Source organism: Celeribacter sp. ULVN23_4, assembly GCF_054788345.1.
Genome location: NZ_JBTVYO010000002.1, coordinates 295,649 through 316,001, shown reverse-complemented (window position 1 = coordinate 316,001; position 20,353 = coordinate 295,649). Strand labels below are relative to the sequence as shown.

Below are 20,353 nucleotides of genomic sequence, written 5' to 3'. Positions count from 1 at the left end.
AAACCGCGCATTTCGCCCGCACTTCGCCTGCGCAACAATTTTCGCCGCAGGCGCATTGAAGCCATGTTTAGAATCGCTCTAAACCCTACGCCATAATGAAGCGCTCCCCCGCACGGAGAAGCGCAATCTCAAGGAGCCAGTCTCATGAAAGCCGGTTACAAACTCCCCGAAGTGACCTTCCACACCCGTGTCCGCGATGAAAGCATCGGCGGCCCGAACCCGTTCAAATGGGAAGACAAAACGACTGCGGACTATTTCGCAGGCAAGCGCGTTGTGCTCTTCTCCCTGCCGGGTGCCTTCACCCCGACCTGTTCCACCTACCAGCTGCCGGGCTTTGAAAAAGGCTTCCCTGAGTTCAAAGACCTGGGCATCGACGCCATCTACTGCATGTCCGTGAACGACAGCTTCGTCATGAACAAATGGGCGCAATCTCAAGACCTTGAGAACGTCGGCGTGATCCCGGACGGCTCCGGCGAATTCACCCGCCGCATGGGCATGCTGGTCCGCAAGGACAACCTCGGCTTCGGTCTGCGCTCCTGGCGCTACGCCGCCGTCGTCAACGACGGTGTTGTTGAAGCATGGTTCCAAGAGCCGGGCCTTTGCGACAACCACGGCGAAGACCCCTACGGCGTGTCCTCCCCGGAGAACGTGCTCAAGTGGCTCAAAGGCGAAGAAGCCGAAGCCGTCGCATAAGACCTTCGCATTTTCGACGATACGAAAGGCCCGCGGGACAGTCTCGCGGGCCTTTTCGCATCTGCGGCAAAATTCGGAGTGGAATGGCCTTCGGAATACCGTCGCATACCGGAAATGCCCGAGGCGCATGGCTAAAAGACCGTCTCAGCCACGCCCCCGCGCATCCGCCAGCAACTCCTCCCCGGCATCGGTCAAGAGCGCCGCAAGCTCGGTGAACCATGGTTTCGCCTCCGTCGATTGCCGCCGTACCAGCGCCACAACGCGTTGCGGCTCGGGCGCAGAAAAACGCAACACCCGCATGTCCGGGCTCGCAGCCATTTCCGAACACAGCGCAATTTCCGGCAGCAGCGTCAAACCGAACCCCTGCGCGACAAGCCCACAGAGCGTCGCCAAAGACGAGGCCCCGAGATCGACCGACTGCCGGTTGCGTTTCAACCCGCAGACCTCAAGCGCCTGATCCGCCAGACAATGCCCTTCATCCAGCAACAACAGCGTGTCCGGCGACAGGTCCTTAGGATGCGGCACATGTTCGGCAGAGTTATATCCGGCAATCCGGCTTTGCGACCCGGCCAGCAGGAAGTGATCCACGAACAATGGCTCCGCCAGAAGCCCCTGCAAATCATAGGGCAATGCGATCACCGCCGCGTCCAACTTGCCGCTTGCGACAAGCCCGATCAGCTCCGCCGTCTGCGCCTCCCGCACCCGCATATCGAGGTTGAGCGCCGCCGCCTTGATCCGCGTGAGCGCGCGCGGCAAGAGATAAGGCGCGATGGTCGGAATGACGCCAAGTGTCAGCCGCCCCGTTAGGCCTTTCGACAGCCGGATTTCCGCCTCAAGATCGCGCGTCATCGACAGGATTTGTCGCGCCCGGTCGAGCACCACCTGCCCCGCCCGCGTCAGTCGAATGTCGCGCGGCAGACGTTCGACAAGCTGAGTGCCGAGACTGGCTTCCATCTCTTTGATCTGCTGCGACAGAGCCGGTTGGGTGACATGCACGGTTTCCGCCGCCGCCGAAAAGCTGCGGGTTTCGGCGAGAGCCACGAAATAGGTCATTTGTCTGAGCGTGAGCATGCGTCCTCCTGATCAGAAAAACTAATGCAAGAAGCCACAAATTACAATTTCAATTGATGTGACAGGGCCGATATTCAGTAGCCACCTCAGTAGCTATGAGGCTGTACGGGGCTATCGCCCCACCTTGAGACCGTCTGTGGCACAGACGCACTTCACCCGAAGGCGCGCCCTTCGGGTGCTTTTTTGTCGGCTATGAGCGTGTTCCCGAGTTTCACCCAATCAGGTTCGAATAGCCTGCCCTGTCGTAATGCGCCTTCAAACGCTGCAACGCGATCCGCAAAACGATCTTGCCGGACCGCGCCGACCAGCCCATGCGCTTCTCCGCCTGCTCCATGCCCTCCAACAGACAGCAGCAGCGCAAAGCCACATCGCCCAGCCCCGGTCCGAGATCGGACAGCGCCGCCGCGACGCGGGCTTTCGCAGCCTCGGGGCCGCTCCCTTGCGCATCGCCATGCGCCCCGGCCCCGCCCTCAAGTGCGGTCCGAGCCCAGTCCATTTTGGCCCAGTCCATCTTTGCCCCGACCGCCATCTGCGCCAGTTCAAAATCCTCGCGCAACCGCTCCGCCGCCGCCACGAGTTCCGGCGACAGGAACAGCCCGCCATCCTTATCGCGCCGCCGCGACAGAACCATGACCGGGCTCTCCGATGGCTGATATCGGATACGTTTCGCCCGCACGGTCGGCACCGCCCCGGCGCGCAGCGCAAAGCTCTGGCTCCCCGCCTCGAATGTGGTCGGTGCCTCGGCAAAGCCCACACGGACCATTTCATCCTCCATCAGAAACGCTCTGAGCGCCGCACGCCCTGTCCCAGAAATCGTATAGCGCGTGATTTTGCCCTTCACCTCAGCGACGATCCAGCCCTTGAGCGCCAAGGCCTGCGCGATCGGACGGTCCAGCACGGCGGTTCGGGCCGTGCGCCCGTCCGGCAGATCGCGGACGACCACGGCCTTTTCCATGTCCTTGGCCACCGCCAGACAGGCCCCCGGCTCCGACAACCGCCGCAGAATGCGACGCGCCTCGCGGGCGATGGTGGCATCATCCGGCGGGAAGGCACCTGTGGGGTCATCGAACGGGCGTTGGTCGGTCATGGCAGGCTTATCCTTGCTGAGAAATGTGACGGCAGACGGGTCTGTGGGAGCCACAAAATCCCCCATCGAAGCAGTGGACTGATGAGCGCCCAACACGGTGAGCGCCTCGTCAATCAAGGGATCGTCGCGCTTCTGTTCCAGCTTGCGGACCTGCCGCATCACCGTCGACGGGGCGCAGCCGCCACGCCGCGCCAAATCCCGTATCGTATCGCCCCGTTCCGTGTGCGCCAGATAGCGCTTGGCTTCGAGCGGCACCCATTGCGGCAGCCCTTCGTCCGCCCGATCTCGCCCTGTTCCAGTTTCCATTTTCAGCATGATGCCCCCATATATCGCAAAAATTGTTTCCATTTCAGACACAAGAAAAGCAGCACTGGAGACACCGGTTCTCCACGGTTTTTCCACTGTATTTCCACAGCTTATCCACTGACTTATCCCGAATCCTAAATCAACCGTGAGTTGTATTCCTTACCCAAAAGTTAACTGTATCCATTTCGAGAATTATCGTTTCCCAAGACTTAACAATGCAGCAGCGCACCGTTCGCCGATCCGCACCAATGCGCAACGCCCCTCAAGGCCGTGCCAAGCTTTCCTCACAGCAGATTTTTCAGCGAATTTTCCATGCGTCCGCACCGCCGCCCCAAGGGCGAAGGCGCTCAGACGCAAAGAGTTTCAGGAGAGCCAACCATGACCGATGTCACAGCCTTGCTTGCCACCCTGCGTCGCCCCCGCCTTTTGATCCGCGCCGCGCGCTATGGCCTAGAAGGCTACAATCGGAACCGAGACCTCAAACGCGTCATGCGCACGGGAACGCCGCCCACGCCCCTGCTCGCCCTCACCCGGCTGATTGAAGAAGAAGCCCGGATCGAGCACATTCGACGCTCCGGCGACGCCACCTATAACGTGACGCGCCATGTCGAAGTGCTCATCGCCTTGATGGGCGAGGCGCGCTTGCTGCCGAAGGTTCCGCAAAGGGCGTGACTGGCTCAGATAGTGGCCAAAGAACGACCGAAGGCACCCGTTTGCGCGCGCTCCCGCGCCGTGACGGGAGATTTTTCATCGCAATTTGCACTCAGACCCGGCCGGAGGTGGGAATCCATCTTGCCTGAAACGGCGCGCACGCATAAAGGCAGGGCATGACCCAGACATCCCATGACCGCCTCCTCATTATCGACTTCGGTTCCCAGGTGACGCAGCTCATCGCGCGCCGTCTGCGGGAGCTGAACGTCTATTGCGAAATCCACCCCTATCAGAAGGTCACCGACGCCTCGCTGAAAGAGTTTGATCCGAAAGCGATCATCTTCTCCGGCGGCCCGGATTCGGTGATGCGCGAAGGCTCCCCGCGCCCGCCGAAAGCGGCGTATGAGCTGGGCGTGCCGATCCTCGGCATCTGCTATGGCCAACAGGTCATGATGCATGATCTCGGCGGCCGCGTCGAAGCGGGTGAACATGCCACCGCCGAATTCGGCCGCGCCTATGTCACCCCGTCCGAAGACCGCCCCGACTTCCTCAAGGGCTGGTTCATGGACGGCACGGGCAAAGAACAGGTCTGGATGTCCCACGGTGACCACGTCGCGGAAATCGCACCGGGTTTCGCGGTCTATGGCACCTCGCCGGGCGCACCCTTCGCGATCACCGCAGACCTTGAGCGCAACTTCTACGCCGTTCAGTTCCACCCGGAAGTCCACCACACGCCGAACGGCGCGACGCTTTATGAGAACTTCGTCAAACTGGCGGGTTTCAAGGGCGACTGGACCATGGGCGCTTACCGCGAAGAGATGATCGCGAAAATCCGCGAACAGGTCGGCGACAGCCACGTGATCTGCGGCCTCTCCGGCGGCGTCGACAGCTCCGTGACCGCGATCCTGCTGCACGAAGCGATTGGCGATCAGCTCACTTGCGTCTTCGTGGACCACGGCCTTCTGCGCCTCAACGAGGCCACCGAAGTCGTGAAAATGTTCCGCGACAATTACAACATCAAGCTGATCCACGCCGACGAGAGCGATCTGTTCCTTGGCGAGCTTGAAGGCGTTTCCGATCCGGAAACAAAACGCAAAACCATCGGCAAACTGTTTATCGACGTATTCCAGAAATATGCTTCGGAAATCGAAGACGCCGAATTCCTCGCGCAAGGCACGCTCTATCCGGACGTGATCGAATCCGTGTCCTTCTCCGGCGGCCCCTCGGTGACGATCAAATCGCACCACAACGTCGGCGGCCTTCCGGAAAAAATGGGCCTCAAACTGGTCGAACCGCTCCGCGAGCTGTTCAAAGACGAGGTCCGCGCGCTGGGTCACGAGCTGGGTCTTCCGGCCTCCTTCATCGGTCGCCACCCCTTCCCCGGACCGGGTCTTGCGATCCGCTGCCCCGGCGAGATCACCCGCGAAAAGCTGGCGATCCTGCAAAAGGCCGACGCGGTCTACATCGACCAGATCCGCAAACACGGTCTCTACGATGAGATTTGGCAGGCCTTCGCCGCCATTCTCCCGATGCGCACCGTCGGCGTGATGGGTGACGGTCGGACCTATGACTACGCTCTGGCGCTCCGCGCGGTGACCTCGGTCGATGGTATGACGGCGGATTACTACCCGTTCACCCACGAGTTCCTCGGCGAGACCTCCACCCGGATCATCAACGAGGTGAAAGGCGTGAACCGCGTGTTCTACGACTGCACCTCGAAACCGCCGGGAACGATCGAGCTGGAGTGATCCAGTCGGTGACACATCGAACAGCATGTTCTGGTTCAGAACATGCTGTTTTTCTTTCAGAATATCTCTGTAGCCCCCATGTCCTCCGCCCATTTCTCCTACGTCTTTGATCAAGGCTACGCATTCCCAACACTTGTGTCGCTGGCATCCCTGCTGCGAACCACGCAATCGGACTGTGAGATTCTGCTCCTGACGGATCGGGCAATGCCCCACTTCCGCGCGGCTCTGGACCAACTGATGCAGCTCCACCCGAAGGCCAGCGTCTCCCTTGTCGAAAACCCAGATCTTCCGAGCGAACCTCCGGCTTGGGCGGCTGGCGCGCGCATCAAGATTTTCTGGCAACTGAGGCTCTACCCGCTCCTTCAACGCAAGAGCCTCGTGATTGATGGCGACACTCTGGTCATGGACGACGCGGCACGTGCCTATGACATCCCGCTCGGGTGCCACGCCATCGCCGCCGCCCCGGATTATTATTACCGCCACCTGTTCTACAAACGCCGCCACTATTCCCGCTTCCGCCCGTTTCAGGCCCGCAAGCTGAAACGTAAAGCGCGGCGGATCGTTAAAGATGCCACGAAGCAAATCCAAGCGAGCAAACGCGACATTCCCCTCGCAGGCTATACCAACACTGGCGTGGTTCTCATCGACATGCCGAAGCTGCGCGCGCAGGGCAAGGCGGACCGGCTCTGCGATTTCGACAGCTGTCTGCGGACCCACGAAGAGAAAGGCTGGGGGCATCAGGACCAGGACTGGCTCAACTTCCTTTTCGCCAGTGACCTCGCGGAGATGCACATCCGCTGGAACGTACAACACACTCAAATCGTAGAAGAAAACACCCAAAAACCCTATGTCCCATCCAAACAGAGACAGGGCTATCGCGAGGCGCTCGACAATCCGGGAATTCTGCATTTTGCGGGCGATCAAAAACCTTGGCACGCACCTGAGGACACCCGCTCCATGACCGACTTTCAGCGCCAAGCCCACATGCATTGGCGCAAAGAGGCTGCGCAGCTTTCGGACGAAACAGGGATGGACATCCTGCGCCTTTGCAACGATCCTTTCGCGACCTGACGCGACCGATTTTCAAGACGCACTGACCGCACGCGAAGGCTCTGGGAGGAGAACCAAATGGCTGGCAAAGTCCTGTTGACCGGCACCATGACATGCGCCCCCGATGAGGTGGAGAATGTGGTCGCGCTGCTCCCCGAACACATTCGCCTTTCGCGCGCGGAGCCCGGCTGTCTGCAATTCGATCTCTGGCAGGATGAGGTCCGCCCGACCGAGTTTCACGTCACTGAAGTGTTCCGAAGCGAGGCCGCCTTCGCAGCCCACCAAGAGCGCACGCATAATTCCGACTGGTTCCGCGTCACCGGTCACATGGCCCGCGACTTCAACAAAAGCCTGCACAGTGCCCAAAAGTAATACGCACAACGAGACGAAAGCGAACACGCCCGTGAATAAAGATTCTCAACCTCTCAAGGCAGCACTCTGGATGAGTGGGGCGTTGCTCGGGTTTTCTTCGATGGCGGTGGCCGGGCGTGAGCTCGGGGGGCATCTGGATACCTTTGAAATCATGGGGTATCGTTCGTTCTTTAGCCTCCTGATCGTTCTCAGTGTGGCTCTGGCTCAGCGCCGCCTGGCGGAATTGCACCCGACAGCTATGGCGCTGCACTTTGGTCGCAACCTGAGCCATTTTGCCGGACAAAACCTGTGGTTTTACGCTCTCACGGTCATTCCAATGGCCCAGCTTTTTGCGCTTGAATTTGCCTATCCAATTCTGGTCGGTCTCGGAGCATCAATTTTCCTCGGTGAAAAGATGACGCCGACAAGAGCCGTCGCAGCAGCCATGGGGTTCGCCGGGATTCTCATCGTCGCAAGACCCTTCGGAGGTGGAGGACTTTCAGCAGGTCTCATCGCCGCGGTTCTCTGCGCATTCGGCCTGGCAACCTCGGCTCTTTTCACCAAACGCCTCACCCAAACAGCGCGTGTGTCCGTTCTGTCGATCATGTTCTGGATGGTAACATTTCAACTTGCCCTTGGTATCATATGTGCCTTTGCTGACGGCCATGCGACCTTGTTGAAGCTACAGGACCTGCCTTGGGTTCTTGTGGTCGCCGTCGCCGGGCTTGGCGCGCATTTCTGCCTGACCACTGCGCTGTCTCTCGCGCCAGCCTCCATCGTCACGCCCATCGACTTTCTGCGTCTCCCGATCATCGCTGTCGTCGGAATGGTCTTTTACGGCGAAGGTCTCGACATCTATGTTTTCATCGGCGCGGCGATTATTTTTTCAGCCAACTACATCAACATTTTGGCCGAAAACCGCCGCATCTCCCGCCCCACAAGCATAAGCTGATGCACGAATGCCATGGTCAGCAGGTTGCAACCATGACGCGGCGTCAGAATTGCTTGAAATTTTGTCGCAGCTTAGGCTGATTGAACAATAAGGGCGAAAAATCGCTCATCACGACACTTTTAGATCTAGAGGGCGGGCTCAGGGCTCGTCAGGGATGGAGATCAATGAAAAACACGACACGTTTGGCGGCCTCTTCTGCCGCTCTGGCCATTATGGCCGCAACCGGTGCCTCTGCTGGTGGTCTGGATCGTTCCGGCCTCTCAATCGCCCCGATTTTCGAGGATGGCACCTATGCCGAACTAAGCTTCGGCTCCGTGAGCCCGGACGTTTCCGGCAATCTTCTGGACACATTCGACTCGGGCGACATGGCCCCGTCTTTCAACATGGTGTCCGGTGCCTATAAACGCGACCTGAACGACAAACTGTCCATGGCTTTGATCATCGACCAGCCGTTCGGTGCCGACGTCGATTATCCGAGTGGCACGGGCTATCCGGTCGCTGGCTCCAACGCCACCGTGGACACGATTGGCGTCACTGCGATCCTGCGCTACAAATTCAACGACCGCGTGTCCATCTACGGCGGCGTCCGCAACGTCTCGACCAAGGGCGAGGTTGAACTCTACGAAAGCGGCAGCCTTGGCTATACCATGGACACATCTCATGAGAACGATTGGGGCTATCTGGTCGGGGCCGCATATGAGATCCCAGACATCGCCCTGCGCGCCAGCCTGACCTACAATTCTCAGATCGACATCGACTTCACTGCGCATGAAACCGTCGTAGGTTTCGGCAGCGCCGATACCGACATGGAAGTCAGCCTGCCGCAATCGGTGAACTTCGATTTCCAAACAGGAATCGCCGCCGATACACTCCTGATGTTCTCCGCCCGTTGGGCAGAATGGACGGAAACCACGATCACGCCGGACCTCTACACAACCTTTGTTGATCCGGGAAACAACCTCGTAGACCACAACGACGACACGATCTCCTACAGCCTCGGCGTAGGACGCCGCTTCAACGACAAGCTTTCCGGCTCGCTCTCTGTCGGCTATGAAAAATCCTATGGCGGCATTCAGGGCAATCTGTCGCCCAAAGATGGCTACAAATCCATCACCGCAGGCCTGAAATACCAGATCACCGCACAAACCGCGATTGCGGGTGGTGTCTCCTACGCTTGGATTGGCGACGCGAACACCTCGCTCTCTGGCTTTGAAACCGAGTTCGAAGACAACACCGCAATCGGCTTCGGTCTGAAACTCTCGCATCACTTCTGATCCGGGCGTTACATCTTAGGAAAGGCCCTGCGATCTCGCGGGGCCTTTTTCATGCTTGCCGCCCTGCTCACCCCTACCCGTTTCGTGCCCGACAAAAGTCCGACAGAAGTCCGACGCTTTGCCGACACCTCATTTCACCGCCATCCCCGCTGCTTCCGAGCGAAAACCGCGATCCGCGTTTGCACAATTTCCGGTTTGCCAGCACGCCCCGCACGGGTGATTTTGCAAGACATTGAAAGGAGCGCAGCATGGCCGCACAAAAGACCATTTCCCCCGCCGCATGGGCCGGGCTGTTCGCCATGGGGTTTCTCTGGGGCTGTTCCTTTCTGGCCGTCGCCTTCCTGATCCGCGAGGTTCCGATCTATTGGGTCGTCGCGGGCCGCGTGTCCATCGCCGCCGCCGTGCTTTGGACCTACGTGATCGTCAAAGGCCTGCCGGTTCCGAAGTTTTCCCTGTATCTGTGGCGCTTTATCTTGGTTGGCGCACTGACCTCCGCCGTACCGTTCCTCCTTATCACATGGGCGCAGCGGCACATCCCCTCCGGGCTTGCGGGTATCCTGAACGCCTCAACGGCGATCTTCGGCGTGCTCTTTGCGGCGCTGATCTTTGCCGATGAAAAGCTCGGCTGGCGCAAAGGCACGGGCGTGCTGCTCGGGGTCTTGGGCATCATCACGATCATCGGGCCGGAGGCGCTCAAATCCTTTGACCTGACCTCTCTCGGTCAACTCGCCATGATCGCCGCCACCATGTCCTACGGGGTCTCCAACTCCATCGGCCGCATTCTTTTGTCCGATCTGAAACCCGAAGTCGCCGCCGCCGGCATGCTCACCGGCGCCGCCATCATCGCCCTGCCCGTCGCCTTGCTGGTCTCGGGCGCGCCGCCCGTCTCACTCAGACCCGAAACATGGGGCGCGATGCTCTACCTCGCGGTGATGTCCACGAGCCTCACATACATCATATATTACAAGGTGATACAGGCGGCGGGCGCGGGCAACACTTCGCTCACGACACTGATCGTCGCGCCGGTCTCCATCGCTTTGGGCGCAGCTGTGTTGGGCGAAAGCCTCCCCCCGCAGGCCTATCTCGGATTCGGGTTGATCGCACTTGGTCTTTTGGTGATCGACGGACGGATTTTGAAGCGGCTCCGACCGCGCAAAGCCGCTTAACTCTTGCAGCGACGCGCGCCCCGTGGCACCACCAATCGCGACCAACGGGGAAGACTGATGAAATACGAAACTGGTGCGGACTGGCAAGGCTGCGAGAACAAACGCCTCATCCTTTTCGGGATGTCGGGCCTCGGCAAGACCGTGATTTCCAACATGCTGCGCGAGACGGGACAGTGGTATCACTATTCCATCGATTACCGCATCGGCACGCGCTATCTGGGCGAAGCCATTGACGACAATCTGAAAAAGATCGCCATGCGCGAGCCGTTTCTGCGCGAGCAATTCCTCTCCGACAGCATCTACATCAAAGCCAACCTGAGCTTTGGCAACCTCGCCCCCGTGTCTTACTTCCTCGGCAAACCCGGCTCGGAAGCCCTTGGCGGCATCCCCTTCGCCGAGTTCCAGCGCCGCCAAAAGCTGTTCCGCGAGGCGGAAGAAGCCGCGCTAATGGACACCGGCCATTTCATCACCCGCTCCGAGACGCTCTATGGCTACCCGCATTTCGTCTGCGACACGGGCGGCTCGATCTGTGAATGGGTGGACGCGGAAGATGCCAACGATCCGATCCTCAAAGCGCTCTCGCAGGACGCGCTTCTCGTTTGGCTGAAAGGCTCCGAGGCCCATACCGAAGAGCTTGTCCGCCGGTTCGACAAAGCGCCGAAACCGATGGCCTATCAGCCCGAGTTCCTCGCCACGATCTGGGAGGAATATCTCGCCGAGAAAGCCGTCCAGGAAGACGAGGTCAACCCCGACGATTTCGTCCGCTACACCTATGCGCGCGCCCTCGCGCATCGCCAGCCGCGCTATCAGACGATGGCGGACAACTGGGGCATCACGCTCGATTACGAGCATGTCAAACAGATCAAAGGCCCTGCGGATTTCCATAGCCTCATCGCCACTGCGCTTGATAATCGTCCGAAACAGTCCTAAATCTGGCTCCTTCACCCTTTAAGAGGTCCCAAAATGCCCATTACACTGCCCGAAAACCTGCCCGCCTATGACGTCCTCTCCGCCGAGGGTGTCATGGTCATGGGCGAGGGTCGGGCCGCGCGGCAGGACATCCGTCCGCTCAAAATCGGGCTTTTGAACCTCATGCCGAAGAAAATTCAGACGGAGAACCAGTTCGCCCGTCTGATCGGCGCGACGCCTTTGCAGATCGAATTTCACCTGATCCGCATGAGCGAGCATCAGACCAAGAACACCGCCGCCGAGCACATGGAGCAGTTCTACCGCCCGTTCAACGAGGTCAAAGCCTCCGGCGATAAATTCGACGGGCTGATCATCACCGGCGCGCCGATCGAGCACCTGCCGTTTGAGGACGTCACCTATTGGGACGAACTCAAGGAAGTGTTCGAGTGGACCCAGACCAATGTTTTCTCCACCTTCGGCGTGTGCTGGGGCGGGATGGCGATGATCAACTATTTCCACGGCGTGAAAAAACACCTGCTGGATCACAAGGCCTTTGGCCTGTTCCAACAGGAAAACCTTGCGCCAAGCTCGCCCTACCTGCGCGGATTTTCCGACCAGTGCTATATCCCGGTGAGCCGCTGGACGGAGATGCGCCAGGCCGAGATCGACGCGGTTCCAAGCCTGATCCCGCTTCTGGGCTCTGACGAGACCGGCCCCTGTCTGGTGCAGGATCCGGAGCATCGCGCGCTCTATATCTTCAACCATTTCGAATATGACACGGGAACTTTGTTCGAGGAATATCAACGGGATGTCGAAGCCGGCGCAGAAATCATCCTGCCGCAACACTATTTCCCGAACGACAATCCGTCGCTGCGCCCAATGAACCGGTGGCGCTCGCACGCCCATTTGCTCTACGGCAACTGGATCAACGTGATCTATCAGGATACGCCTTTCAATCTGGAAGACATCGGGAACTGAGCCGATGGTCGCGCAGGCGCCCAACCCGCTCACCCAGATGCCGCTCCGGCAGGGCCCCATGCGGGCCCTGAAAACCCGCCGCAAAGGCGAGTTGATCAAAGGCGCGAGTGGCGCGAAAATCCATGTTGAGAGCTACGGCCCCGAAGAGGCCCCGCCCGTCGTGTTGATCCACGGCCAGTCCGGCTCGACCTATGACATGAGCTTCGCCCTCGCCCCGGCGCTGGAAGAACATTTCCGGGTCTATCTCATCGACCGTCCGGGCTTTGGTCACAGCCCCTATCACAAGGACGAAACCCTGATTGGACAGGCCCGCGTGATCCGCGAGGCCATTGCGGAGATCGAACCGCGACAGCCCATCGTGTTGGGCCAGTCCTATGGCGGCGCTGTCGCGCTCCGCTGGGCGATTGACGCGCCAGAGACCTCCGCCGGTTTGGTGCTGGTCTCCTCCCCGTCGCATCACTGGGACATCAATTCACCGCTCTTGCACCGCACCTTGGTGCGCCCTGTGATCGGTTGGTGGGCGGCGGAGCTGATTGCCTTCCTGACGCCGCAAAGCATCGTGACGCAGCAGCTCTCCAAAGTCTTTGCTCCGAACCCGGTGCCGGAAGGCTATGCCGATCATTTCCAGCCCCGGAACTCCATCGTGCCCCGCCGTCATCGCCTCAATGCCCGCCAGCGCGTGGCGCTCAAGGAGGAGATTTTCGAAATGATGGATGAGTATCGCCATCTCGACATGCCGATTGAAAGCATCCAAGGCGTCTCCGACATCATTGTACCGGAAATCCTGCACGCCAAACCTTTGGACGCGCGGGTGGAAAGCAACCATCTGGTCCGGCTTGAGGGTGTCGGTCACATGCCGCACCATGTCGCGACCGATGACGTGGTTCAGGCCGTGCACCGCGCGCAGGAGCGCATCGCGGCACGTTGCAACCGGGGCTGAAAAACCCCATAGTGTTAAAGCGATTAACACGGAAGGCCCGCGACATGACCGACCTGCCCTTTGACGGCGCCATCTCCCGCTATTTCGAAAAAGACGCCCCGAAATCCATCCGCAAGGCGGTGGAAGACGGCGGCAAGAAAGAAATTCTCTCGCCCTCTTTTCCCTATGAGACATGGTTGAAGAAGAGCGACTATGAGGACGAGATCGACGCGCTTCAGCTTGAGCTTGTGAAAATGCTCGCCGATGTGCGCGAAACCGGCAAGCGGATCGTCGTCGTGTTCGAAGGCCGCGATGCAGCGGGAAAAGGCGGCACGATCAAACGCTTCCGTGAATATCTCAACCCGCGCGCCGCACGAGTCGTCGCCCTGTCGAAACCGACCGAGCGCGAGGCCGGGCAATGGTATTTCCAGCGCTATATCGATCACCTTCCGACGGCGGGCGAAATCGTCCTGTTCGACCGCTCGTGGTACAATCGCGGCGTGGTGGAAAAGGTCTTTGGCTTTTGCTCTGACGAGCAGCGCGAGAAGTTCTTTCATCAGCTCCCGGAATTCGAAGAGATGCTGGTCTCCGAGGGCATCCAACTGTTCAAAATCTGGCTCAACGTCGGACGTGCCGAACAGCTCCGCCGTTTCCTCGCCCGCGAAAGCGATCCTTTGAAACAGTGGAAGCTCTCCTCGATTGACGTCGAAGGGCTGAAACGCTGGGACGCATACAGCAAGGCGATCTCCGAGACGATGGAACGCAGCCACACGCTGATCGCGCCCTGGACCATCATCCGGTCCGACGACAAATACCGCGCGCGGCTGAATGCGATCCGCTCGGTGCTGATGAAGATCGACTACAAGGGCAAGGATGCCAAGAACCTCGGCGCGATCGACACGGAGATCGTCGATGGCCCGAAAATCCTGATCACCGGCGACGAGGACGAATGAGAGCGGCCTCATGAGCAAACGCGGCTATCATCACGGCAACCTGCGACAGGCGCTGATCGAGGCGGCTCTTCAACTCATCGAGGAGAAGGGCCCGACCGGTTTCACCCTGTCGGAAGCGGCGAAAACGGCGGGGGTCACCCCGGCGGCAGTCTATCGCCATTTCGAGGGCCGTGAGGATCTGATCGCGGAAATCGCCTTGCAAGGGTTCGAGGTGTTCGGCGATCTGCTGCATTACGCCTATGAAACCGGCCAGCCCTCCGCGCTTGCCTCCTTTGAGGCGGTGGGTCGCGCCTATCTCGCCTTTGCCCGCAAATACCCCGGCCATTACATCGCGATGTTCGAGAGCGGCATCTCCATGCAGCGCAGTCCCGAGCTGCACACTGTTGCGAACCGCGCTTTGGGCGTGCTCGAACAGGCGGCAGAGCAACTCTCCGAGCAAATCCCCGAGGGCAAACGCCCGCCGCCGCAGATGTTCGCGGCCCATGTCTGGGCGATGTCCCATGGCGTGGTGGAGCTTTTCGCGCGCGGCACGCCCGGCGCGCGTGTGCCCTTTCCGCCCGAAGACCTTTTGGAAACCGGAATCGGGATATACTTGCGTGGATTGGGGCTTATTCCACAGGACAAATGAGCCTCGAAAAGGAGGCATATGTCTGATTTCACACGCAGAACATTGATCGCCAGCGGCACGGCGGCACTCGCCTTTCTAGGGATCGCTCGGGCCGAGACCCCGCCGGAGACGCGCAATTACGGGGCGGCGGAGCTCGACATCTATCGCGCGAACAGCCCGCGCGGCGCGGTGATTTACGTCCACGGAGGCGCTTGGCGCATCGGGTCGCGCAAGGCGGTGGACGCCAAACCCGCCTGGTTCAATTCCATGAGCCTCGATTTCATCTCTATCGATTACCCGATGCTGCCGGAAACGCCTGTGCCGGGTCAGATCAAGGCCGTGCGGCAAGCGATCGACTGGTGCTTCGCCCATGTCGCCAAACCGGACCGCACCATCGTGATCGGCCATTCGGCGGGCGCGCATCTGGCGGCGATGGCGACCCTGACGGGAAGGGTGCCGCGCCCGGCGGGGGTCATCATCAACGACAGCGGGGCGGTCGATCTGATCACCCTCGCCCGCGCGCATCAAGGCCACCTGCCCTTCGCAACCCGTGGCGCGTTTCGAGACAAATCTCAATGGGGCGCGCTGTCTCCGGCCTACACTCTTGCCAAGACCCTGCCGCCGATCCTCGCGATCTGGTCGCAAGTCCACGGCCACGCCTCCGCCATGTCGAATTTCGTCACGCTGGCGCGCTCAAAGGGGGGCGATGTGAGCGTGTTTGACGGCTCTGAGTATCGTCATGCAGAGGTCAATCGCACGCTTGGAACGGGCGCAATTCCCGATCTGGAACGTGCGATTACCGGGTTCGTGACGAAATCCCTCCGCCAATAAGCGCTGTTACTGACCCGCGCCAAACACCACCAAAGCGCCCGGAGACCAGCTGATCCGTGCAGAGGTGCCCACATCGAGCACATCACGCCCGAAGATGTTGCGCATGGAGATGCGGACAGGTTTCTCGACGCCTTCGAATTTGACGTCGTAATAGGTCATATCGCCGTAATAGACGACTTCTTCGACCTTCGCAGGCGCCTCGCGGTGGGTGGCAGACTGGCCTTCGTAGAGGATGGTCACAGTCTCCGGGCGGAAGCCGACAGTGGCCTCGCGCACAGGCACGCCAGCCGGGCATTGCGCCTCGGAAATTTCCGCGTCGCCAAGGCCCGCGACGGTGGCGATGTATTTGCCATCCTCTTCGCGCACGGTCGCCGGGAGGAAGTTCATCACGCCGATGAAATCCGCCACACGTTTCGATTTCGGCTTGCGGTACAGCACTTCCGGATCGTCACATTGCGCGATCTCGCCCTCGAACATCACGGCGATGCGGTCGGACATGACAAGCGCTTCTTCCTGATCGTGGGTCACGAGGATAAAGGTAATCCCCACCTCGCGCTGAAGTTTGATCAGCTCCACCTGCATCTGCTCGCGCATTTTGCGGTCGAGCGCGGAGAGCGGTTCGTCAAGCAACAAAACCTTGGGTTTGAGGACCAGCGCACGGGCGAGTGCAACCCGCTGGCGCTGGCCACCGGACAACGCATGGGCGGCGCGGTGGCCGTAACCTTTGAGGCCGACCATCTCCAAAGCATCCTCGGCCGCCTTGGTTTTCTCGGCTTTCGACATCGACGATTTGCGCAGACCGAACGCGACGTTCTGCAACACCGTCAGGTGCGGGAAGATGGCGTAGGACTGGAACACCATATTCGTGGGGCGTTTGTTGGCCGGCACCCCGCGCATGTCTTTCTCCGAGATCATGACATAGCCGGTGTCGTAATCCTCAAACCCCGCGATGGTGCGCAAAAGCGTGGTCTTGCCACAGCCGGACGGCCCCAGAAGGGAGAAGAACTCGCCCTGCCCGATTTCGAGATTGATGCCACGCAGCGCGTGATAATCCCCGTAATGCTTGTTGACGTTCTGAAGCGAGATCAGCGCCGGTCCGGCAGGTCGTTTTTTGATGGTCATTAGAGGAAGCCCCCGGTGTCTTTGAGCCCGGCGCGCTTGGCACCACGGCGGCGGAAGAATTCAGCGATTACGATGAGGATGACGGAGAGCACGACAAGGATCGTCCCAAGCGCCATCACCGCAGGAAGAAGTTTCGGGAAGCGCATCATCGAGAAGAGATAGACCGGCAGGGTCGGTTCGGCCCCGGTCAGGAAGAAGGCGATGATGAACTCGTCCATGGAAATGGTGAAAGAGATCAGAAGCGCGGAGATGATCCCCGGCATGACGAGCGGCAGGGTCACCAAGCGGAAGGTCGACGCAGGCGTTTCGCCCAGATCATAGGCCGCCTCTTCGAGCGACGGGTCGAGCGAAGCGAAGGCCGATTGCAGGATCGCGATGGCAAAGGGCGTACAGATCAGCGTATGCCCCGCGATCACCGACCAAGCACCGGTGTCAAAGCCCATGCGCAGGATCACGATCAGAAGCGACACAGCGACGATAATCTCCGGCAGCACCAGAGGCAGCATGATGAAGCCCATGATGCCCTTTTGTCCGGGGAAGGAATAGCGCGTCGCCGCCATGGCCGCGAAAACCCCGAGGCCAGTGGCCAGAACCGCAGAGGTCACTGCGATCTTGAGCGAGTTCAGCAGCGCGCCATGCATCTCTGAGAGCGTCAAAAGCGTGGTGAACCATTCGGTCGTAAAGCTCTCCAACGGGAAGGCGATCACCGAGGAGCTGTTGAAGGCAAACAGCGGCAACAGGAAGATCGGCGCGTAGAGAAACAGCAGGTAGAAGATGGCGTAAACCTTGAGCGACTTCATTTGCGGCCTCCCTGTGCTTTGCCGCCTGCGGCCTTGTTGCCCAAAAGCATGAAGACGATGGCGATCACTGCGACGATCAGCATGGCAAGCACCGCAAGCGTGGCCCCCAGAGGCGCGTTGTTGAGGCGCAGGAACTGGGTCTGGATCATATTGGCGATCATCAGCCCGCCGGGGCCGCCGACAAGGCGCGGCGTGACGTAATCACCGATGGTCGGAATGAAGACGATCAGCACGGCGGCCACCACACCGGGCGCGGCCAGAGGCAGGGTCACGCGCAGAAAGGTCATCGTGCGGCTCTCGCCGAGATCGCGGGCGGCCTCAAGCAGCGAGCGGTCGATCTTCTCCAGCGCGACAAAGATCGGCAGGATCGCAAAGGGCGCATAAGCATGGGCCAGAGTGATGATCACCGCGTTGACGTTGTAGAGGATGAAGGTCAGAGGTTCTTCAATCAAACCAACGGCTTTCAGGCCGGAGTTCAGAACGCCGTTATAGCCGAGGATCACTTTCCAGAGGAACACGCGGATCAGGTAGGAAGTCCAGAACGGGATGGTGATGAGGAAAATCCAGAGGGATTTATGCTCGGGCTTCACACCAAAAGAGACGAAATAGGCAATCGGAAAAGCCAACAGCACGGTGATCAAAGTCACCAGCCCCGACACCATCAGAGAGCGCAGCATAAGCTGGCGATAAAGCGGATCGGTCAGCGCCTCTTTATAATTCGCCAGCGTGAAGGCCGTGTCGAAATCGCGGACGCCCGTCTGGGTCCAGAACGAAATCACCAAAATCGCCAGCAAGGGCACCGCCAGCAACAACAGCGCATAGAGCGCCGTTGGCGAGACGAGCATCAGCCCCACCCCTTGTTCGGTGCGGAAGAACCGCCGCAGCTTTTCGCCGATTGTCATGCCCTCTTTCCCCTTGAAACACATGGATCATATGAGACCATCTGATCCTGTGAATTATTTGATCAAATTTGCAAGTACTAACGCACCGGCCTCCCTACGCAATGGGCAAATTCAAGGCAGATGCCACTTGATCGATCATCAAAGAGGCAAACTCTGCATTGCCATGCAATACGTCATCCGCGTCATGCGGCAGGTCTTTGCGCTGCGCAAGTCGAACCGAGCCGCGCAGGAACTCTTCGCGCGTGAAAAGCCCCTTTTCAATTGTCCCCTCCGGCTGCGCGATGAAGCCAATCCCCTCCGCCTCGCACAGGCTCCGGGTGGCGGTATCGAACCAATCGGAGACGAAGCCGCCATCGCCCCGCGCATCGAGCTGCACAAAGCCGAGATAGGTTTTGCCTTGGTCACGCACCCGTTCCGACGGGCGCGGCTGGCTTGCGATGAAGACCGGCGCATCCGTCGCTTGTTTAAGCGCCATCGCGAGCTGCATCCCATGAGTCCGGCGCAAACGCTCTTCGCCGTAGGCGCGCAGCATCGCGGCCGAGGCCAAGGGGCGCGCGCCTTCCACGGCACGCACATCCCCGGAGATCGACGGCATATCAAGGCTGGAGAGTTCGCGGAACATCCGCACGAAGGTGAAAATCGCCACATGCAGCCCTGTGACGATGAACCCGTCGTAGTCCGAGAGCGCAAAGGAGTCGCGCCCGACCAGATGTGTGAGACGCATGTTCGCCTCCGCATTGGCGCTTTGCAGCCGTCCCTCGACCACCTCGAAATGCGACAGGCTATCGCCATGCGCGCCGAACATGTCGAGCGCCAACCCCGGCCAGCGCGCTGCAAATCGCTCCGCCGCAGAGGCATAGGCCGCCATATGGGAATTGCCGAGCACACATAGACGCATCGTCATTTGCGCAACGCGTCCAAGAGCGCTTCTTCGCAAATCACATCATCGGCATCCTCGAAGGCGTCATCCTCTTCCGCGCATTCATCCATATCTGGCTCCACGGCGTCCAACAGCCCCTGCGCTGTCAGGAATACGGCCATCACCTGCTCCACCATCTCCGGTCTGACCGAGCGCAGATTGGGCGCGAAGGCCGGTTCCGTATTGGCCCATGTGGTGACCATCTCATAGGAGGGAAAGTAATCCACCGCCTCGTGATCCGCCGCGAAATCCCCGGCCGCCGCGCGCAGAACCGCTTTTGAGTAGGTCGTCGCAGAGAGAACATGCTGCCCGGAGGCCGTCGCGGTCAGAGGCACGGGTGAGACGGTCAGCAGCAGTTTGATGTCCTTGTTCATCTGGCGCAAAAGCCGCTGCATTTCAACGAGATCCGCATAGATTTCATCATAGGTGAAATTCTGGAACACATGGCGGCGCGGGCGGTAGTCCCCCGCGATGACACCCGGCGCCACGGCCATCGTCCGCCCGGAGCGTTTGGCGATCCAGCCTTCGGTGAGGCCGAGCGTGAAGACGAACACATCCGCCTTTTGTACCAGAGACACCACCTTCATCAGATGGGCGCGGCGCAGTTTCATCGCCTCTTCGCGACTATCGCAGCCCTCCGGCTCCACACCGGGGCGCAACATGTCGAACCAGCGCTCCCCTCGCTGCGCGAACAGGTTCTTGCGGACCTGCCCCGCCATCGCATCTTCGAGCAGCTCACGCATCTGCCGCGCCGTGTAGACATTGCCGTAGCGCGCCGAATAGATGCCGTAGCCATATTGGCGCGCCAGCTCGTCGCTCATGCCTTTGGGTTTGGGCTCGACATCCAGAACATTCACCCCGGAGAGGCGCAGGTAATTTCCGATATGTTGGGCAAAGCAACTGCCAGCTGTGGCGACAGACGTGTCCCGCGTGATCCGAACTTTCGGATCATACAGCCCCGGCCAGCCCTGCCGGTCGGTGTCGACCACTCCGCTGCGCCAGAAGCTCTGGGATGGGATGTCTTCATAGGGGTGAGGCAAAGCAGAGACTCTTCAATCGCTTGA

Annotated in this window: 21 protein-coding genes; 14 read left to right on the top strand and 7 right to left on the bottom strand. The window is 59.9% G+C overall.

Annotated features, from left to right (window positions below; all coding sequences use genetic code 11):
- Window positions 1-144 precede the first annotated feature (144 nt).
- Window positions 145-693 carry a redoxin family protein gene (locus ACYBHZ_RS06845; protein ID WP_460273511.1) on the top strand — a complete coding sequence of 183 codons (549 nt, stop codon included), beginning with the start codon at window positions 145-147 and terminating at the stop codon, window positions 691-693.
- Window positions 694-837: 144 nt separating this feature from the next.
- On the opposite strand, the gene ACYBHZ_RS06840 is transcribed toward ACYBHZ_RS06845, so the two are convergent.
- Both ACYBHZ_RS06840 and ACYBHZ_RS06835 read right to left on the bottom strand, forming a co-directional pair.
- Entirely contained in the window at window positions 838-1,764 is a 927-nt protein-coding gene (locus tag ACYBHZ_RS06840; protein WP_460273510.1) for a LysR substrate-binding domain-containing protein, read from the bottom strand.
- Between the two features lie 211 nt (window positions 1,765-1,975).
- A complete protein-coding gene (locus ACYBHZ_RS06835; protein ID WP_460273509.1) occupies window positions 1,976-3,166 on the bottom strand; it encodes a DUF6456 domain-containing protein in 1,191 nt (396 codons plus the stop codon).
- A gap of 369 nt (window positions 3,167-3,535) precedes the next feature.
- On the opposite strand from ACYBHZ_RS06835, the gene ACYBHZ_RS06830 reads away from it, so the two are divergent.
- The 13 genes from ACYBHZ_RS06830 (at window position 3,536) to ACYBHZ_RS06770 (ending at window position 15,546) form a co-directional block, all read left to right on the top strand.
- A complete protein-coding gene (locus ACYBHZ_RS06830; protein ID WP_460273508.1) occupies window positions 3,536-3,829 on the top strand; it encodes a DUF6477 family protein in 294 nt (97 codons plus the stop codon).
- Between the two features lie 155 nt (window positions 3,830-3,984).
- Window positions 3,985-5,556 carry a glutamine-hydrolyzing GMP synthase gene (gene guaA / locus ACYBHZ_RS06825; RefSeq protein ID WP_460273507.1) on the top strand — a complete coding sequence of 524 codons (1,572 nt, stop codon included), beginning with the start codon at window positions 3,985-3,987 and terminating at the stop codon, window positions 5,554-5,556.
- A 42-nt stretch (window positions 5,557-5,598) separates the two neighbouring features.
- Window positions 5,599-6,627, top strand: coding sequence for a glycosyltransferase family 8 protein (locus tag ACYBHZ_RS06820; protein WP_460273506.1), 1,029 nt, complete (start codon window positions 5,599-5,601; stop codon window positions 6,625-6,627).
- Between the two features lie 57 nt (window positions 6,628-6,684).
- Window positions 6,685-6,978: a putative quinol monooxygenase gene (locus ACYBHZ_RS06815; protein ID WP_460273505.1), complete on the top strand. Its 294-nt coding sequence runs from the start codon at window positions 6,685-6,687 to the stop codon at window positions 6,976-6,978.
- Window positions 6,965-7,909 carry a DMT family transporter gene (locus ACYBHZ_RS06810; protein ID WP_460273504.1) on the top strand — a complete coding sequence of 315 codons (945 nt, stop codon included), beginning with the start codon at window positions 6,965-6,967 and terminating at the stop codon, window positions 7,907-7,909. Before ACYBHZ_RS06815 ends, ACYBHZ_RS06810 begins: the two co-directional genes overlap by 14 nt.
- A 164-nt stretch (window positions 7,910-8,073) precedes the next feature.
- A complete protein-coding gene (locus ACYBHZ_RS06805) occupies window positions 8,074-9,183 on the top strand; it encodes an OmpP1/FadL family transporter (protein ID WP_460273503.1) in 1,110 nt (369 codons plus the stop codon).
- A 248-nt stretch (window positions 9,184-9,431) separates the two neighbouring features.
- Window positions 9,432-10,349, top strand: coding sequence for a DMT family transporter (locus ACYBHZ_RS06800; protein ID WP_460273502.1), 918 nt, complete (start codon window positions 9,432-9,434; stop codon window positions 10,347-10,349).
- Between the two features lie 57 nt (window positions 10,350-10,406).
- Window positions 10,407-11,279 (top strand): ATPase, encoded by an 873-nt coding sequence (locus ACYBHZ_RS06795; RefSeq protein ID WP_460273501.1) that lies wholly within the window; start codon window positions 10,407-10,409, stop codon window positions 11,277-11,279.
- A 33-nt stretch (window positions 11,280-11,312) separates the two neighbouring features.
- Complete coding sequence (locus ACYBHZ_RS06790) at window positions 11,313-12,236, top strand: homoserine O-succinyltransferase (protein ID WP_460273500.1); 924 nt, start codon at window positions 11,313-11,315, stop codon at window positions 12,234-12,236.
- 4 nt (window positions 12,237-12,240) lie between these two features.
- Window positions 12,241-13,176: an alpha/beta fold hydrolase gene (locus ACYBHZ_RS06785; protein ID WP_460273499.1), complete on the top strand. Its 936-nt coding sequence runs from the start codon at window positions 12,241-12,243 to the stop codon at window positions 13,174-13,176.
- Window positions 13,177-13,220: 44 nt separating this feature from the next.
- Window positions 13,221-14,108, top strand: a complete 888-nt coding sequence (gene ppk2 / locus ACYBHZ_RS06780; protein WP_460273498.1) for a polyphosphate kinase 2 — start codon at window positions 13,221-13,223, stop codon at window positions 14,106-14,108.
- A 10-nt stretch (window positions 14,109-14,118) separates the two neighbouring features.
- Window positions 14,119-14,736 carry a TetR/AcrR family transcriptional regulator gene (locus tag ACYBHZ_RS06775; protein ID WP_460273497.1) on the top strand — a complete coding sequence of 206 codons (618 nt, stop codon included), beginning with the start codon at window positions 14,119-14,121 and terminating at the stop codon, window positions 14,734-14,736.
- Between the two features lie 18 nt (window positions 14,737-14,754).
- Window positions 14,755-15,546 (top strand): alpha/beta hydrolase, encoded by a 792-nt coding sequence (locus tag ACYBHZ_RS06770; RefSeq protein WP_460273496.1) that lies wholly within the window; start codon window positions 14,755-14,757, stop codon window positions 15,544-15,546.
- A gap of 6 nt (window positions 15,547-15,552) precedes the next feature.
- Here the strand turns inward: ACYBHZ_RS06770 and ACYBHZ_RS06765 are convergent, their stop codons facing one another.
- From ACYBHZ_RS06765 to ACYBHZ_RS06745, 5 genes are all read right to left on the bottom strand, one after another.
- Window positions 15,553-16,668, bottom strand: coding sequence for an ABC transporter ATP-binding protein (locus tag ACYBHZ_RS06765; protein WP_460273495.1), 1,116 nt, complete (start codon window positions 16,666-16,668; stop codon window positions 15,553-15,555).
- Window positions 16,668-17,468 (bottom strand): ABC transporter permease, encoded by an 801-nt coding sequence (locus ACYBHZ_RS06760; RefSeq protein WP_460273494.1) that lies wholly within the window; start codon window positions 17,466-17,468, stop codon window positions 16,668-16,670. The genes ACYBHZ_RS06765 and ACYBHZ_RS06760 overlap by 1 nt, the downstream gene beginning before the upstream one ends.
- Window positions 17,465-18,370, bottom strand: coding sequence for an ABC transporter permease (locus tag ACYBHZ_RS06755; protein ID WP_460273493.1), 906 nt, complete (start codon window positions 18,368-18,370; stop codon window positions 17,465-17,467). Before ACYBHZ_RS06755 ends, ACYBHZ_RS06760 begins: the two co-directional genes overlap by 4 nt.
- Window positions 18,371-18,464: 94 nt before the next feature.
- Complete coding sequence (locus ACYBHZ_RS06750) at window positions 18,465-19,274, bottom strand: hypothetical protein (RefSeq protein WP_460273492.1); 810 nt, start codon at window positions 19,272-19,274, stop codon at window positions 18,465-18,467.
- Window positions 19,271-20,329: a GSCFA domain-containing protein gene (locus ACYBHZ_RS06745; protein ID WP_460273491.1), complete on the bottom strand. Its 1,059-nt coding sequence runs from the start codon at window positions 20,327-20,329 to the stop codon at window positions 19,271-19,273. The genes ACYBHZ_RS06750 and ACYBHZ_RS06745 overlap by 4 nt, the downstream gene beginning before the upstream one ends.
- Window positions 20,330-20,353: the final 24 nt, after the last annotated feature.